At 70.3% G+C, this 14421-nt stretch carries 13 protein-coding genes and 1 tRNA gene; 6 read left to right on the top strand and 8 right to left on the bottom strand.

Features of this window, described 5'->3' with window-relative positions; genetic code table 11:
• Positions 1–42: 42 nt before the first annotated feature.
• The 3 genes from B4V06_RS03880 (at position 43) to B4V06_RS03870 (ending at position 3649) form a co-directional block, all read left to right on the top strand.
• Positions 43–585 carry a KH domain-containing protein gene (locus B4V06_RS03880; protein ID WP_123113521.1) on the top strand — a complete coding sequence of 181 codons (543 nt, stop codon included), beginning with the start codon at positions 43–45 and terminating at the stop codon, positions 583–585.
• Positions 586–977: 392 nt separating this feature from the next.
• Positions 978–2630, top strand: a complete 1653-nt coding sequence (thsA, locus tag B4V06_RS03875; RefSeq protein ID WP_498168038.1) for a thermosome subunit alpha — start codon at positions 978–980, stop codon at positions 2628–2630.
• Positions 2631–2992: 362 nt separating this feature from the next.
• Positions 2993–3649 (top strand): lactate utilization protein, encoded by a 657-nt coding sequence (locus tag B4V06_RS03870; RefSeq protein ID WP_123114893.1) that lies wholly within the window; start codon positions 2993–2995, stop codon positions 3647–3649.
• A 209-nt stretch (positions 3650–3858) separates the two neighbouring features.
• On the opposite strand, the gene B4V06_RS03865 is transcribed toward B4V06_RS03870, so the two are convergent.
• Positions 3859–3932, bottom strand: a tRNA-Lys gene (locus tag B4V06_RS03865).
• A 111-nt stretch (positions 3933–4043) separates the two neighbouring features.
• Here B4V06_RS03865 and B4V06_RS03860 point away from each other — a divergent pair.
• Positions 4044–5372, top strand: a complete 1329-nt coding sequence (locus tag B4V06_RS03860; RefSeq protein ID WP_498167577.1) for a M20 family metallopeptidase — start codon at positions 4044–4046, stop codon at positions 5370–5372.
• Here B4V06_RS03860 and B4V06_RS03855 read toward each other — a convergent pair.
• The gene (locus B4V06_RS03855; protein ID WP_123113523.1) at positions 5345–6013 is read right to left on the bottom strand and encodes a DUF7119 family protein; all 669 of its coding nucleotides are present in this window, start codon (positions 6011–6013) and stop codon (positions 5345–5347) included. The two genes, B4V06_RS03860 and B4V06_RS03855, sit on opposite strands and share 28 nt — an antisense overlap.
• A 550-nt stretch (positions 6014–6563) precedes the next feature.
• Between B4V06_RS03855 and B4V06_RS03850 the strand changes: the two genes are divergently transcribed.
• Positions 6564–6821 (top strand): DUF7561 family protein, encoded by a 258-nt coding sequence (locus tag B4V06_RS03850; protein WP_123113524.1) that lies wholly within the window; start codon positions 6564–6566, stop codon positions 6819–6821.
• 96 nt (positions 6822–6917) lie between these two features.
• Complete coding sequence (locus tag B4V06_RS03845) at positions 6918–8027, top strand: pyridoxal-phosphate-dependent aminotransferase family protein (protein WP_498167573.1); 1110 nt, start codon at positions 6918–6920, stop codon at positions 8025–8027.
• Positions 8028–8075: 48 nt separating this feature from the next.
• Here the strand turns inward: B4V06_RS03845 and B4V06_RS03840 are convergent, their stop codons facing one another.
• The 6 genes from B4V06_RS03840 to B4V06_RS03815 form a co-directional block, all read right to left on the bottom strand.
• Positions 8076–8402, bottom strand: a complete 327-nt coding sequence (locus B4V06_RS03840) for a hypothetical protein (RefSeq protein WP_123113525.1) — start codon at positions 8400–8402, stop codon at positions 8076–8078.
• A 10-nt stretch (positions 8403–8412) separates the two neighbouring features.
• Positions 8413–8712 carry a DUF424 domain-containing protein gene (locus tag B4V06_RS03835; RefSeq protein WP_123114895.1) on the bottom strand — a complete coding sequence of 100 codons (300 nt, stop codon included), beginning with the start codon at positions 8710–8712 and terminating at the stop codon, positions 8413–8415.
• 21 nt (positions 8713–8733) lie between these two features.
• Entirely contained in the window at positions 8734–9627 is an 894-nt protein-coding gene (locus B4V06_RS03830; protein ID WP_123113526.1) for a tetratricopeptide repeat protein, read from the bottom strand.
• A gap of 532 nt (positions 9628–10159) precedes the next feature.
• On the bottom strand, positions 10160–11287 hold the full coding sequence (locus B4V06_RS03825; RefSeq protein ID WP_498167569.1) for an ABC transporter ATP-binding protein: 1128 nt from the start codon (positions 11285–11287) through the stop codon (positions 10160–10162).
• Positions 11277–13094 (bottom strand): ABC transporter permease, encoded by a 1818-nt coding sequence (locus tag B4V06_RS03820; protein ID WP_498168035.1) that lies wholly within the window; start codon positions 13092–13094, stop codon positions 11277–11279. The genes B4V06_RS03825 and B4V06_RS03820 overlap by 11 nt, the downstream gene beginning before the upstream one ends.
• Positions 13095–13104: 10 nt before the next feature.
• Positions 13105–14418: a thiamine ABC transporter substrate-binding protein gene (locus B4V06_RS03815; RefSeq protein WP_498167566.1), complete on the bottom strand. Its 1314-nt coding sequence runs from the start codon at positions 14416–14418 to the stop codon at positions 13105–13107.
• Positions 14419–14421: the final 3 nt, after the last annotated feature.

Below are 14421 nucleotides of genomic sequence, written 5' to 3'. Positions count from 1 at the left end.
CCGGCGGACACGCTTAAAAGGCTTCGCCGGGTATTCCGACGCATGCAACACGTGACGGTTCCGCAGGACCGTATCGGCGTCGTCATCGGCGCCGGCGGCGAGACGATGCGGGAGATCGAGGAGCGGGCGAACGTGCGGCTGGACGTGGACTCAGAGTCGGGCAGCGTCGCCATCGAGGAGCGCGACGACCCCGTCGCCGCGATGGTCGCGCCGGACGTGATCAAGGCGATCGGGCGGGGGTTCACGCCGGAGACGGCCATGTCGATCCTCGACCACGACCTCCGGACGCTCGACCTGATCGATCTGTCCGAGCACACCCGCAACGACAACGACCTCCAGCGCAAGAAGGGGCGGATCATCGGCGAGAACGGTCGGACTCGGGAGCTGTTAGAGGAGCTGTCGGGCGCGAACGTCGTCGTCTACGGCTCGACGGTGGGCGCCGTCGGCCAGCCCGAGGAGCTCGAAGTGGTCCGTCGAGCGGTCGGGATGCTGCTGGACGGCGCGCCCCACGGCGCGGTGTACTCGTACCTCGAACGGATGTCGAACGAGCTCGACGACGACGTGAGCTTCAACGCACCGAAGTAATCAGACTAGGGCGTCCCGGTTGTCGGCGTCGTCACTCAGTTATAGTTCAGCGTGGTGGCGGTGGACCGCTCCAAACCCCCAACCGCTCGTTTATAAACGGCTCATACTGGATCGACGGTGAACACCGCCAAAGCCCAGCCTCGTCGCGCGTGCTCCTCGCGGGCCGACGGCCCGCTCGTAGGCACGCGCCGACCGCAGATCCATTTATAAACGATCCACGCCTCATCGCCCAATCTGTCGTTCTATATAAACACCCGTGTGAACATAACCCATACCGGCCGGTACTCCCCCACCGTGTTGCGGTTTCGCACGACCCGAACGAAGGGTTTATATAGAATCACAAACAATCAAAGGTTGTAATGTCACAGCGCCAGCGGATGGGCAATCAGCCCATGATCGTACTTTCTGAGGAGTCGCAGCGAACCTCCGGAAAGGACGCTCAGAACATGAATATCACGGCCGGCAAGGCGGTCGCGGAGTCCGTCCGCACCACGCTCGGCCCGAAAGGGATGGACAAGATGCTCGTCGACTCCGGCGGGTCCGTCGTCGTCACGAACGACGGCGTCACCATCCTGAAGGAGATGGACATCGACCACCCGGCGGCCAACATGATCGTCGAGGTCTCCGAGACGCAGGAGGAGGAGGTCGGCGACGGCACCACCTCCGCGGTCGTGGTCGCCGGTGAGCTCCTCGATCAGGCCGAGGAGCTCCTCGATCAGGACATCCACGCGACGACCCTCGCGCAGGGGTACCGTCAGGCCTCCGAGAAGGCCAAGGAGATCCTCGAAGAGGAGGCCATCGAGGTCTCCGAGGACGACTACGACACGCTCGTCGAGATCGCCGAGACGGCGATGACGGGCAAGGGCGCCGAGAACTCCAAGGACCTCCTCGCCGAGCTCGTCGTCGACTCCGTGCTCGCAGTCGCTGACGACGACGACATCGATACGGAGAACGTCTCCGTCGAGAAGGTCGTCGGCAGCTCGATCGACCAGTCCGAGCTCGTCGAGGGCGTCATCGTCGACAAGGAGCGCGTCGACGAGAACATGCCCTTCGCCGTCGAGGACGCGGACGTGGCGCTGTTCGACGGCGCCATCGAGGTCAAGGAGACGGAGATCGACGCCGAGGTCAACGTCACCGACCCCGACCAGCTCCAGCAGTTCCTCGACCAGGAAGAGGAGCAGCTCCGCGAGATGGTCGACCACCTCGTCGACATCGGCGCCGACGTCGTCTTCGTCGGCGACGGCATCGACGACATGGCCCAGCACTACCTCGCGCAGGAGGGCATCCTCGCCGTCCGCCGCGCGAAGTCCGGTGACCTGAATCGTCTCGCCCGCGCGACCGGCGGCCGCGTCGTCTCCAACCTCGAGGACATCGAGTCGGACGACCTCGGCTTCGCCGGCTCCGTGGCCCAGAAGGACATCGGCGGCGACGAGCGCATCTTCGTCGAGGACGTCGAGCAGGCGAAGTCCGTCACCCTCATCCTCCGCGGCGGCACCGAACACGTCGTCGACGAGGTCGAGCGCGCCATCGAGGACTCGCTCGGCGTCGTCCGCACGACGCTGCTCGACGGGCAGGTCCTGCCCGGCGGCGGCGCCCCCGAGGCCGAGCTCGCGCTGCAGCTCCGCGACTTCGCCGACTCCGTCGGCGGCCGCGAGCAGCTCGCCGTCGAGGCGTTCGCCGACGCGCTGGAAGTCGTCCCGCGCACCCTCGCCGAGAACGCGGGCCTCGACCCCATCGACTCGCTGGTCGACCTCCGCTCCCGCCACGACGGCGGCGAGTTCGGCGCCGGTCTCGACGCCTACACGGGCGACGTGATCGACATGGAGGCCGAGGGCGTCGTGGAGCCGCTCCGCGTCAAGACCCAGGCCATCGAGTCCGCCACCGAGGCGGCCGTCATGATCCTCCGCATCGACGACGTCATCGCGGCCGGCGACCTCAAGGGCGGCGGCACCGACGACGGCGGCGACGAGGGCGGCCCCGGCGGCGCGCCCGGCGGCATGGGCGGCGGCATGGGCGGCATGGGCGGTATGGGCGGTGCGATGTGAGCTTCGCGTAGGCCACACCACACACCCCACGCCGACCGCAGTCGCTTCGCCGAACCGACCCGCCGACCGACCGTCGCGCGCCCTCACGGGCCTCGACGACACGCGATTTTTATCGAGACGACCGCTCGCGTAGCCGGCGGCTCGTCGATCGCGGTATCGACCAGCTCGTCTTACCCGTCACGAACCGAGCGGTCGCCCCGCCGACACGACGATAACACCGGTGTCACCACCCGACACGAGTGTTCGCGAGTCGTTAAGTGTCGTCCGCTCCTCGGTTCGTACACGAGACGGACCCGGCGTCTCTCGGCGTGGACTCATCCACGGAGCGGCGCACCGTGGTCCCGATTCGCGGTCACTTCACCATGCCACAACAGAAAGCGGACTACGCGGACGACACCGAGATCGACGACGCGCTCGACCAGCTCCCCGACGACGAGACCGTCGAATCGGCGGTCGAGGGCCTCGAAGCCAACGGGTTCGAGGTCGTCGTCGTCGACTCCGCCGACGAGGCGCTGGCGGCGGTCGAAGCGCAGATCCCCGCGGGCGCGTCCGTGATGAACGGTCACTCGACGACGCTCGAGGAGATCGGGTTCGACGAGCTCCTGAGCGAGGGCGACCACGAGTGGGAGAGCCTCCCGGACGAGATCTGGAGCATCGACGACGACGCCGAGCGACAGGCGGCGCGCCGGAAGGCCCAGACCGCGGACTACTTCCTCGGCGGGATCAACGCGATCGCGGAGACGGGCGAGCTCGTCGCCGCCGACCTCTCCGGCAGCCGGATCGGGGCGTACCCGTTCGCCGCCGGCAACGTGGTCATCGTCAGCGGCGCGAACAAGATCGTCCCGACCCTCGACGACGCCCTCGACCGACTGGAGTCGGTCGCGTACCCGCTGGAGAACGAGCGCGCCCAGGAGGCGTACGGCGTCGAATCGTCGATCGCCAAGCAGCTCATCTACCGACAGGAGACGGAGGAGGGCCGGACGACGGTCGTCCTCGTGCGCGAGCAGCTCGGGTACTGAGTTCGGTTTCGGCGACACGTCACGCGCTTTTTCCCTCGATTTCGACGGCTTGGAGCGGCCGCGTCGCTCTCGGTGTTGCTCGCGGCGGTACAGCGGGCCGGGAGGGATTCGAACCCCACTCGCACGGTTGCCTCGCTTCTCTCGGCGCTGCGTGCTCCCTGGTTCGAATCCCGCTGGCGTTTTCACTGCTCCCGTTGGTCGCAGGAAAACGGGCCGGGAGGGATTCGAACCCCCGACCGTCCGGTTAAAAGCCGGACGCTCTCCCTAACTGAGCTACCGGCCCAGACACGAATTCGTACGCACAGACCACGGATAAACGTTTAGAAACCGCGTGCGGCGAGGGGATCGCCCGCCGATCCGAAACGATTTCGGGACCGCCCGCGTCGCCGCGAGCATGGACTTCGACATGCGCGCGTTCGCCGCCGACCTCTGTCGGTTCGCCTCCACCGCCGGGAGGGAGGCGGCCGCGGCCGACTTCGTCGAGGACCGCCTCGACGACCTCGGCTTCGAGACGTACGCGTGGGACGCCGACTCCGAAATCCTCGCCGAGCATCCCTCCTTCCCGGACGACCTCGACGAGTCGGACGTGGCGGGACGCCGGAGCGTCGGCGGCGTGCTCGAACTCGGCGGGGTGAGCGAGGAGGACGTCGCCAGCGACGCGACGCCCACGGTCGTCCTCAACGGTCACATCGACGTGGTGCCGGCCGAGCCCGCGGAGTGGTCGAGCGACCCCTTCGAGCCGGTGTGGGGAAGCGAGGACCGCGACGCCGAGAGCGACGGGGACACCCTCACCGCCCGCGGCGCGGCGGACATGAAGTCGGGGGTGGCGGCCTGCGCGGGCGCGGCACTCGACGTCCGGGAGTCGGTCGCGGCCGGCGAACTCGACCTCCCGGCCGGCGGGCTCCGCGTCGTCGTCGAGGCGGTCGCGGGCGAGGAGGACGGCGGGTACGGCGCGGCGACCGCGGCGCTCGCGAACCCGTATCCGTTCGAGCGCGACGCGGCGATCGTGGCGGAGCCGACCGAGCTGCGCCCCGTGGTCGCCACCGAGGGGTCGCTGATGGCGCGGCTGGAGCTGACCGGGCGGAGCGCGCACGCCGCCACGCCGTGGCGCGGCGAGGACGTCCTCCCGCGGTTCGAGGCGATCCGGGAGGCGTTCATGGACCTAGAAACCGAGCGCGGCGAGTCGGTGACGCACCCCCTGTACACCGAGTTCCCGGTGCCGTGGCCGGTGGTCTGCGGGACGGTCGACGCCGGGTCGTGGGCGTCGACCGTGCCGGCATCGCTGACGGCGGAGTTCCGGATCGGCGTCGCACCGGGCGAGACGGTCGACGAGGTGGCGGCGGCGTTCCGCGAGCGGCTCGACGCGGTCGTCGCCGAGGACCCGTGGCTGCGCGAGCACCCGCCGACGTTCGAGCGGTTCTCCGTGCAGTTCGAGGCGAGCGAGGTCGCCGTCGACGAGCCGATCGTCGAGGCGGCGCGGGCGGGGCTGGTCGAGGCCGGACTCCCGAACCCGGAGCCGACCGGCGCGACGTACGGCGCCGACTCCAGGCACTACGTCGCGGCGGGGATCCCGACCGTGCTGCTGGGGCCGGGGACCGTCACGGAGGCGCACTACCCGGACGAGACGATCGCGTGGAACGAGGTCGAGAAGGGGCGGGCGGCGATCGCGGCCGCGGTCGGTCGGTTCGCCGAGCGCTACTCGGAGCCGTCGGCGGCGAAGTAGTCGTCGAGCGCCTCGGTGACGAGGGCGCCGGGCTCGACGTTCCGGTTCGAGGCGCGTCGCCGGAGCTCCACGTACGTGTCGAGGGGGAGCCGGACGCCGAGGAACCCGAGTTCGACGCCCGCCTCGCGGACCGCGCTCTCGACGTCGGCCCCGTCGTTGACCGCGGAGGCGATGGAGCGCACCTCGCGGACGGTGAGGTCGCCGTCGATGGTCGCCCACGCGAGCAGGTAGCGGTCGGTGCCGCCGAGGCGCGCGACGTGTTTCGCCGCGCTCGGCGCGATCCGGCCGCTCGCGACCTGCCGGCGGATCGCTTGCGGGAGGTCGTGGACGCGGGCCCACTTGCGGATGAACGCCACGGAGACGTCGTCGCCCGCTCGCTCGGCGGCCGCCTTGTACGAGCCGACGCCGCGGACCAAGGCCGCGCAGGCGGCCGCCCCGCGCAACATTAGGACGTTGTCCTCGTCGCCGACGTCGCCGGCCGCGAAGCGGGCCACCGTCTCGGCCGCCTCGGCCACGCTCTCGGGGTCGTCGGGGTCGAAGCCGACCGCCTCCGCGGCCCGCTCGCCCGTCACCTCGGGGTCGGCCCGGACGACGGGCTCGCCGACGGGGGAGCGCCGGTCCGCGCGAGAGTCCTCGTTCATACCTTCACCTTCCGTTGTACACATATAAGCGACCGGCACCGGGGCAGGATTCGCTCACGACCGTGACGGGCCACAGGAACCGCCGACAGCGACTCGGAACGGACGGCAAAGCCCCGACGACGGCGACGTGGTTTATAAAGAGGTCGCGGAAGGGCGTCACAGCCATTTATAAACGAGCGGTGGCGCGCGCCTCCGAGTGGCCGGTAGGCCACGAGGAGCGCCGCGCGAGGGAGTCGCTGGCGGCGCCAGCCGCCAGCGACGAGGCTGGGGAGGCGTGAGGCTGCGGTGCTGTGCGGGGCGGGACTCAAAGGGGCAGCCGGGAGGACTCGGGGGCCGAAGTAAGGACCGCAGGGAGCGAGCAGCGCGAGCGACCGAGGACCGCAACGAGGCCCCCGAGTCCTCCCGGCTGGGGCTTTGGAGGTGTTCACCGTCGATCCACAGTCGGCCGTTTATAAACAAGCGGTCGGAGACCCGAAGCTACTCGAAGTCCATCTGCCGTCGACAACGTATTCGCCGACACGCATTACCGCCCCGAACCCCTACCTCGCGTATGGCCTCGGAGTCGTGCCACGTCTGCGAGCGGTCCGTCAGGATCGCCGGCGGGATCGGCGACCTGTGGAACTTCGCGTTCGAGTCGACGCAGGGGATGACCCTGGAGCTCGCCGACGGCTCCGAGTTCTTCCTCTGTTTCGACTGCATGGAGCGGCTCCCGGACGACCGCGAGCCCACCGAAGCGGACGTCGTCGACCTCCGCGAGCGCACCGACCCCGTCGAGGACGACGGCAACGACTTCTGGCACTGGCGCTAGGGCGCGGCCTCCACGCCCGAACGCCGCTCTCCCTTTCGCGGATATCACAAGGAACATACTGTCTCGCGACCCGATACGATCCATCAGGTGGATCCCGTGACAGAGAAACGCGAATACCGCGACGACTACGACGACAAGACGCTGTACATCCCCGGGCCGACCGAGGTCCGCGACGACGTCATCGAGGCGATGACGGAGTCGACGTTCGGGCACCGGATGGACCGGATGACCGACCTGTACACGACCATCGTCGAGGACACGAAGGAGTTCCTCGGCACCGACAACGACGTGATCATCCTCACGGCCTCCGGCACGGAGTTCTGGGAGGCGTCGACGCTCAACCTCGTCGACGACCGCGTCCTGGTGCCGACCTGCGGGAGCTTCAGCGAGCGGTTCGCCAACGTCGCCGAGCGGCTCGGCAAGGACGTCACCCGGCTGGAGTACGAGTGGGGCGACGCGGTCAAACCCGAGGACGTCCGCGAGGCGCTCGAAGCCAGCGCCGAGGGGTACGACATGGTCGCGGGCGTGATGAACGAGTCGTCGACCGGCGTCCGGAACCCGATCGAGGAGATGGGCGACGTGATCGCAGAGTTCCCGGACACCTACTTCGCGGTCGACGCCGTCTCGTCGCTCGGCGGCGACTACGTCGATATCGAGGAACACGACATCGACGTCATCTTCGCGTCCACGCAGAAGGCGTTCGCGATGCCCCCGGGGCTCGCGGTCTGCGTCGTCAGCGACGACGCCTACGACCGCGAGGTCGAGAAGGGCGACTCCTCGTGGTACGGCGGCTTCCGGCGTGCGATCGACTACTACGACCGGAAGGGCCAGACCCACTCGACGCCCGCCATCCCGATCATGCTGGCGTACCGCAAGCAAATGAAACACATGCTCGACGAGGGGCACCGCGCCCGCGACGAGCGCCACCGGGAGATGATGGAGTACGTCCACGACTGGGCGGACGAGCACTTCGCGATGTTCCCCGAGGAGGGGTACGAGTCGCAGACGGTCGCCTGTATCGAGAACACGCAGGGGATCGACGTCGCCGCGACGATCGAGGAGGTGAGCGAGGAGTACGACATGGCCTTCTCGAACGGCTACGGCGACATCGCCGAGGAGACGTTCCGCATCGGTCACATGGGCGAGCACACGGTCGAGAGCGTGAAGGAGCTCACCGACGCGATCGAGGACGTCGCGGACCTGTAGCGCGGTCCCTCCGGTCGTTATCTGAATCCCGTCACTCTCTAAATCCCGTCACTCGTCTGACCGCGGCTCAACCAGATCGAGCCGGTACCGGCGCCCTCCCGCCTTCGTCTCCTCGACCGCGACGACCACGAACGAGTGGTCGCCGACGTCGACGATGTCGCCCGTCGAGAGCGGGCCGTCCGGGCCGCGCTCGCCGCGTCGGCGTCGGTTCCGGCGGGCGCGCTCCGGGTTCTCGGCGTCCAGTTCCTCCCCCACGACCTCCGGCGCGACGCCGATGACGGCGCGTTTGGCGTCGATCGCGCGGCTCCAGAACGCGTCCGACGGCGGGTGCGGTCCCAACAGCTCCGCGAGCTCCGCCCTCCCGAGTCGCTTCATACCCCCGTCCTCACAGCCAGAGCAGTTGTGCGTGTCGGGTCTCCTCGACCTCCAGCACCGTCTCCTCGTCGACGAGCCCGGCCTCGACCGCGACGCCGACGGCCTCGCGCCCGACGATGTTCGCGACCTGCGCGCGGCGGAGTCCGGCGACGACCTCCTCGGCGCTCGCCTCGACGGCGTCGTCGCCGCCGTAGAACTCCTCAGTGACGGCTAGCCTCACGGGGCCGTCCTCGTACGTCTCGCCGAGACAGTCCGCGTCGCAGACGGAGACGAGCGTCCCCTCCGCGGTCTCGCGCTCGCGCAGGAGCATCACGGGAGCCGGCGAGCCCATCTAGAAGCCCTCGGGCCCCTCGCCCTGCAGCTCGCGCTCCGGGGACTCGGCCGGCTCGCCGCGCTCGCCGGCGCCCGGCTGACCGCCGCGACCGCCGCGGTTTCCGGCGCCGCCCCGCCCGCCGCGACCGCCCGGTCCGGGCGCCTGTCCGGTCTGTTCCTCGACCATCTGCCCTTCCGCCTCGCGGCGGATCTCTTCGGCCCGGTCGGCGACCTCCTCGGCCTGCTCGTGTTCGCCGGCCTCCTCGAGGGCGCGCGCCTTCTCCTCGAGGACGCCCGCGCTCCGGTAGCCGAGGCGGATCGCGTTGTCGAAGCAGGTGACGGCGTCCTCGGCGAGCCCGCGCTCGACCAGCATGAACCCGCGGTTGTACCACGCCTCGGCGAAGCGCGGGTCGGTCTCGACGGCGCGCTCGGCGTGTTCGAGCGCCTGCTCGGTGCGGCCGAACTCCCAGAGCGCGTACGCGAGGTTGGTCTCGGCGGTCGCGGCGTGCTCCGAGGAGTCGTCGATCCGCAGCGCCTCCTCGTAGGCGCCGATCGCCTGGTCGTACTCTTCGAGTTCGGCGTGCGCCGCGCCCTTGTTCACCCACGCCTCCTGGGCCTCCAGCGAGTCCTCCTCGGCGAACTGGGCGGCGCGCTCGAACGTCTCCGTCGCCTCCTCGAAGCGGTTGATCCCCATATACGAGAGCCCGACGTCGATCAGGCGCTCCACGTCGATGGCGTCGCTCTCGACGTTGCGCTTGTCGAGGATATCGGTGAGCACGCGGGAGTCGACGGGGTCGACCGTGTTCGGGTCGGCGTCGATCTCCTCGGGGTCGAGGGTGAACTCCTCGTAGTCGGCGTCGACGCCCTGCCCCGCGGAGAACTCGTGGCGGTCGCCGTCGCGTTCGTCGGTCATATACCCGGTTTTGACGGTCACGACGCGTAAGGGTTGCGTCGCCGACCGAACGACTGCGTCATGGTTGTTGACGGCACGGTGAACTCCTCTACAGCCCTGGGCGTTTGTTTATAACTGAGTGAGACCGGATCGACGGTGACCACCGCCAAAGCCTCAGCCGCTCGGCTGTACGTCGTTGCAGCCGCGGTGACGGAAAACACCTCCAAAGCCCCAGCCGCTCGGCTGTACGTCGTTGCAGCCGCGGTGACGGAAAACACCTCCAAAGCCCCAGCCGGGAGGCGGGCGCACGCTCGCTGCGCGCTTCGGTCGCTCACTTCGTTCGCTCCCTCCAGTGCTTGCGTCGCCTGCGCCCGCCTCCCGGCTGCCCCTTTGAGTCCCACCCGCCCGCAACCGCACCGCAGCCTCACGCCTCCCCAGCCTCGTCGCTGGCGGCAGGCGCCGCCAGCGACTCCCTCGCGCGGCGCTCCTCGTGGCCTACCGGCCACTCGGAGGCGCGCGCCGACCGCATGTGCTATTTATAAATCGTCGTCCGTCACCTCCCGTCGACGTCGATCACGTGCGCGTCTTCGGGGTCGAAGCCGACGACGACCTCCCCGGAGAGCGGGTCGCGCGTCCGGACGACGAGGTCGCGACCGCCCCAGTCGAGGGTCACGCGCGTCGTCTCGCCGAGGAACTCCGCGCTCGCGACGGTCGCCGCGAGCCGGCTCTCCCCCTCGTCGATCCGCAGGTACTCGGGCCGGACCGAGAAGGTGAGGCGGTCGCCGACGGCGACGTCGGTGGCCCCGCCGACCCTGACGCGGAGCGTCTCGCCGCCGGCGTCGACGGCGGCGGTGGATCCCCCGGAGGTGCCCTCGATCGCCGTGACCCGGCCCGCGAACACGTTGTTGTCGCCGACGAACTCAGCGACGAACCGGGTCGCCGGCTCGCGGTAGACGGTCCGCGGGGGCGCGATCTGCTCCGGTGTTCCGTCGCGCATCACCGCCACGCGGTCGGAGATCGCCAGCGCCTCCTCCTGGTCGTGGGTGACGTAGACGGTCGTAATCGAGAGCTCCGACTGGATCTCCCTGACCTGCACCCGGAGGCGCTCGCGGAGCTGCGCGTCGAGCGCGCTCATCGGCTCGTCTAAGAGGAGGAGGTCGGGACCGGGCGCGAGCGCGCGAGCCATCGCGACGCGCTGCTGCTGCCCGCCGGAGAGGCTCTCGGGCTCGCGGTCGGCGGCGTCGGGGAGGTCGACCAGCTCCAGCAGCTCCGCGACGCGCTCGTCGCGACTCATTCCCTCGGGCGGGTCCGCGAAGTTGAGCCCGTACCCGACGTTCTCGCCGACGGTCATGTGCGGGAACAGCGCGTAGTTCTGGAAGACGACGCCCACGTCGCGGTCCTCGGGCGGCACGCCCGCGACCGACTCGCCGGAGAAGCGGACGGTCCCCGCGGTCGGCTCCTCGAACCCCGCGATCAGCCGGAGCGTCGTCGTCTTGCCGCAGCCCGAGGGACCGACCAGCGTGAAGAACTCGCCCTCGCGCACTCGGAGGCTCACGTCGTCGACGGCGGCGGTGTCGCCGTACCGCTTCGTCACGCCGTCGAGCTCGACCGCCGGGGGGCGGTCCGGGTCGGGGGCGGGCGCCTCGCCGCCGGCGGGACGGCGCTCCGGATCAGAGCCCACTGGTCTCACCTCCGAGGCGCTCGATGACGACGAAGCTGAGCCCGGTAACGACGAGGAGGACGACGCCCATGGCGGTCGCCGGTCCGAGCCGACGCCCGATGAACCGTTCGATGGCGACCGGCATCGTGTACGCGTCGGCGCCGGTCGCGAGCACCACCGTCGCCGTGAACTCGCCGATCGAGATGGCGAACGCGAACGCCGCGCCGGCGACGACCCCGGGCCACACGAGGGGGAGCTCCACGTCGCGGATCACCCGCGCCCGCGACGCGCCGAGCGCCCGAGCCGACTCGACCAGCGAGCGGTCGAGCCCCTCCAGCCCGGGCGCGACAGTCCGGACGACGAACGGGTAGCCCGCGACCGCGTGCGCGACCACGATGGCGACCGCGCCGGTCGCCGCGATCCGCCAGCCCGCCACCTCGACGCCGAAGACGAGCCCGCGCAGCAGGCCGAGCCCGACGATGATCCCCGAGACCGCCAGCGGCGCCATCGCGGCCGCGTCGACCAGCTTCCGGCCGCGGTACCGCCGGGTCGTCAGCACCGCGACGACGACCCCCATCGGCAGGGCGAGCAGCGTCGACGCCGACGCGAACGCCAGCGAGTTGCGGATCGCGGGCCACGGACGCACCTGAAACGCCGCCCCCGTGCGCTGGCGGTCGAGGAGGAACCGATAGTGCTCCAGCGTGAGCGCGCCGTCGCCCCCCGTGACGCTCGCGAGGATCATCGAGGCGATCGGCGCGAGGAAGAGGACCGCCACGGCGACGCTGTAGGCGGCGAGCCCGACGCGCGGCAGGAGGTCACGAGCGGTCGGCGCCGAGGGGAGCAGGCGCCTGCGCGGGAGGGGGCGAGCGCCCCGCGCGCTGACGGTGTTGCGCGCCTCGTAGCGCAGGTACGCCAGCAGCACTCCGAGGGAGATGACGAGCTCGACGATGGCCAGCGCGGCCGCCTCGGCGTAGCTCAGGTCGCGGACGAGCCGGTAGACGAACACCTCGACCGTCGCGAGCTCGAACCCGCCGAGCGCGAGGACGATGGGGAAGGTGCCGAAGGTGAAGACGAACGTCAGCGCCGCCCCCGTCAGCACGGCGGGGTACACCTGCGGCGCGACCACGTCGAAGAACGCCCGGACCGGCCCCGCACCGAGGCTCCGGGCGGTCTCGACCGCGCGCGCGTCGACCGATTCCCACGCCGCGGTCGTCACCCGGGCGACGAGCGGCGCGTTGTAGAAGGCGTGCGCGATCACGACCGCTTGGAGGGTGAACATCAGGTCGACGCGTGGGAGCCCGAGCGCCGACAGGACGGCGTTCAGGGTCCCGTTGGTGCCGAACGTGGCGACGAAGCCGACCGCGACCATGATCGACGGGAGCACGAACGGGACGATCGTCAGCGACCGCAGCGTCCGTCGCCCGGGGAACTCGAAGCGCGCGAGGAGGTACGCGGCGGGCAGTCCGATCGCCACGCTGGCGACGGTCGAGAGCGCGGCCTGATACGCGGTGAAGCCGACGATCCCGAGCCGGCGGTCGGGGCCGAGGAGCGCGCTGGCGACCGCGAGCGGCGACTCGCCCGCGAACAGCCGGGCCAGCTCCCCGAAGTAGAACGGGTCGCGCAGCAGCGCGGCGAACACGGAGAGCGTGGCGGCGCCGTCGACGACGACCGCCTCGACCAAGACTGTGCCGACCGGATAATAAAAGACGACGACGAGGACGACGCTCGTGAGGACCGCGAGCGCGGTCAGCAGGCGCCCTTCGAGCCGGTCGCGGAGCGAGCGGGCGCGGCCGCGACTCGCGTCGCCGTCGCTGCGACGGTCCGTCACGCGGTCGCCCTCAGTTCCCGGCGTACTGCCGCTCCCAGGCGTCGATCCACTCACTGACCGAGCCTTGGAGCTCGTCGTACGTGAACGTCACCGGTTCTGCCGGCTCCTTCGCGAGCTCGGCGTAGTCGTCGGGGAGCGTCGCGGTGTCGGTCGCGGGGAAGGCGACGTTGCGCTGGGCGATCTCGCCCTGCACGTCCGGCTCCAGCATGAACGACATGAACTCGCGGGCGAGCTCCGGCTCGTCGGCGTCGGCGAAGACCGCCATCCCCTCCGGGTTCGCGTACGCCTGATCGTTCAGGAAGCGGATCTGGTGCTGTTCGAGGTCCTCGCCCGCGTCGGCCGCAAACACCTGGTCGGTCGAGTAGGAGACGACGATCGGCGCCTCCCCGTTGCTCCAGGCGGTGTAGGCGTCGTCCCACGAGCCGAGCACGCGCACGTCGTTGGCCTGGAGGTCCGCCCAGTAGTCGAGGTAGTCGTAGTCGGGGTCGCCGTCGCCGCCCTCGACCGTCTCGCCGTCGCCGTCGCTCGCGACGCCGCCGTCGCCGAAGCGGTGGATCGTGTGCAGCAGGAACGAGCGCCCCGTCGAGGAGCCGCCGGGGTTCTGCGCGATGAGCGCGCCGCTGTGCTCGTCGGCGAGCAGCCCCTCGAACGTCGCCGGCGCCTCGATCGCCGTGCCGTCGTAGACGAGGCTCACGTAGCCGGTGTCGAAGGGGACCGCCCGGTCGAACGGGTCGAACAGGAGCCCGTCACGGACGTTGTCGAACCCGCCCACCTCGCCACGCTCGGCGAACAGGTCGTCGTCGAGCTGGTCGTCGACGCGCACGAGGTCCTCGGTGGTGAGGCCGACGTAGAGGTCGGCGTCGATGGAGACGCCCGAGGCGGCCCGCTCGACGTAGTAGTTCAGCTCGTTGTCGGGCGTCGCCCACTCCAGCTCGGCGTCGACGCGCGACTCGAACTCCTCTTTGAGCCACTCGCCCGGGCTCACCGACGGCGCGTCGATGAAGCTGGTGTACGTCGCGACCGTCAGCGTGGGCGTCTCCGCGTCGTCGCCGTCTTCCCCGTCTTCGCCGTCTTCGCCGTCGGAGCCGTCATCGTCGCCGTCGGACCCGTCCGACCCGTCCTCGGAGCCGCCGTCGCTCCCGTCGTCGCCGGTCTGCTCCGCGCTACACCCCGCGAGCGCGAGGGTGCCCGCGGCGCCGCCGAGCGCCAGGAACCGGCGGCGGGTCGACGGGCGGGGTCGCCGCCGGGCCCCGGGCACGTCCGATTCGTCGTCGGCGGTCGCAGTCGCGTCCGCGTCAGTAGTCGCGTCCGTGTCGTCTGCCATTAC

This window comes from Halorubrum sp. B53 (assembly GCF_059752395.1).
This window is presented reverse-complemented; position numbering and strand designations above follow the sequence as displayed.

Excerpts from the sequence above, each read along its gene's own strand:
- B4V06_RS03835 (WP_123114895.1), bottom strand. The coding sequence starts at position 8,712 with ATGCTCCTGCGCGAGCGCGAGACCGCGGAGGGGACGCTCGTCTCCGTC.
- B4V06_RS03860 (WP_498167577.1), top strand. The coding sequence starts at position 4,044 with ATGGACTTCGACATGCGCGCGTTCGCCGCCGACCTCTGTCGGTTCGCC.
- B4V06_RS03830 (WP_123113526.1), bottom strand. The coding sequence starts at position 9,627 with ATGACCGACGAACGCGACGGCGACCGCCACGAGTTCTCCGCGGGGCAG.
- B4V06_RS03815 (WP_498167566.1), bottom strand. The coding sequence starts at position 14,418 with ATGGCAGACGACACGGACGCGACTACTGACGCGGACGCGACTGCGACC.
- thsA (WP_498168038.1), top strand. The coding sequence starts at position 978 with ATGATCGTACTTTCTGAGGAGTCGCAGCGAACCTCCGGAAAGGACGCT.
- B4V06_RS03855 (WP_123113523.1), bottom strand. The coding sequence starts at position 6,013 with ATGAACGAGGACTCTCGCGCGGACCGGCGCTCCCCCGTCGGCGAGCCC.
- B4V06_RS03880 (WP_123113521.1), top strand. The coding sequence starts at position 43 with ATGCAACACGTGACGGTTCCGCAGGACCGTATCGGCGTCGTCATCGGC.
- B4V06_RS03840 (WP_123113525.1), bottom strand. The coding sequence starts at position 8,402 with ATGAAGCGACTCGGGAGGGCGGAGCTCGCGGAGCTGTTGGGACCGCAC.
- B4V06_RS03870 (WP_123114893.1), top strand. The coding sequence starts at position 2,993 with ATGCCACAACAGAAAGCGGACTACGCGGACGACACCGAGATCGACGAC.
- B4V06_RS03850 (WP_123113524.1), top strand. The coding sequence starts at position 6,564 with ATGGCCTCGGAGTCGTGCCACGTCTGCGAGCGGTCCGTCAGGATCGCC.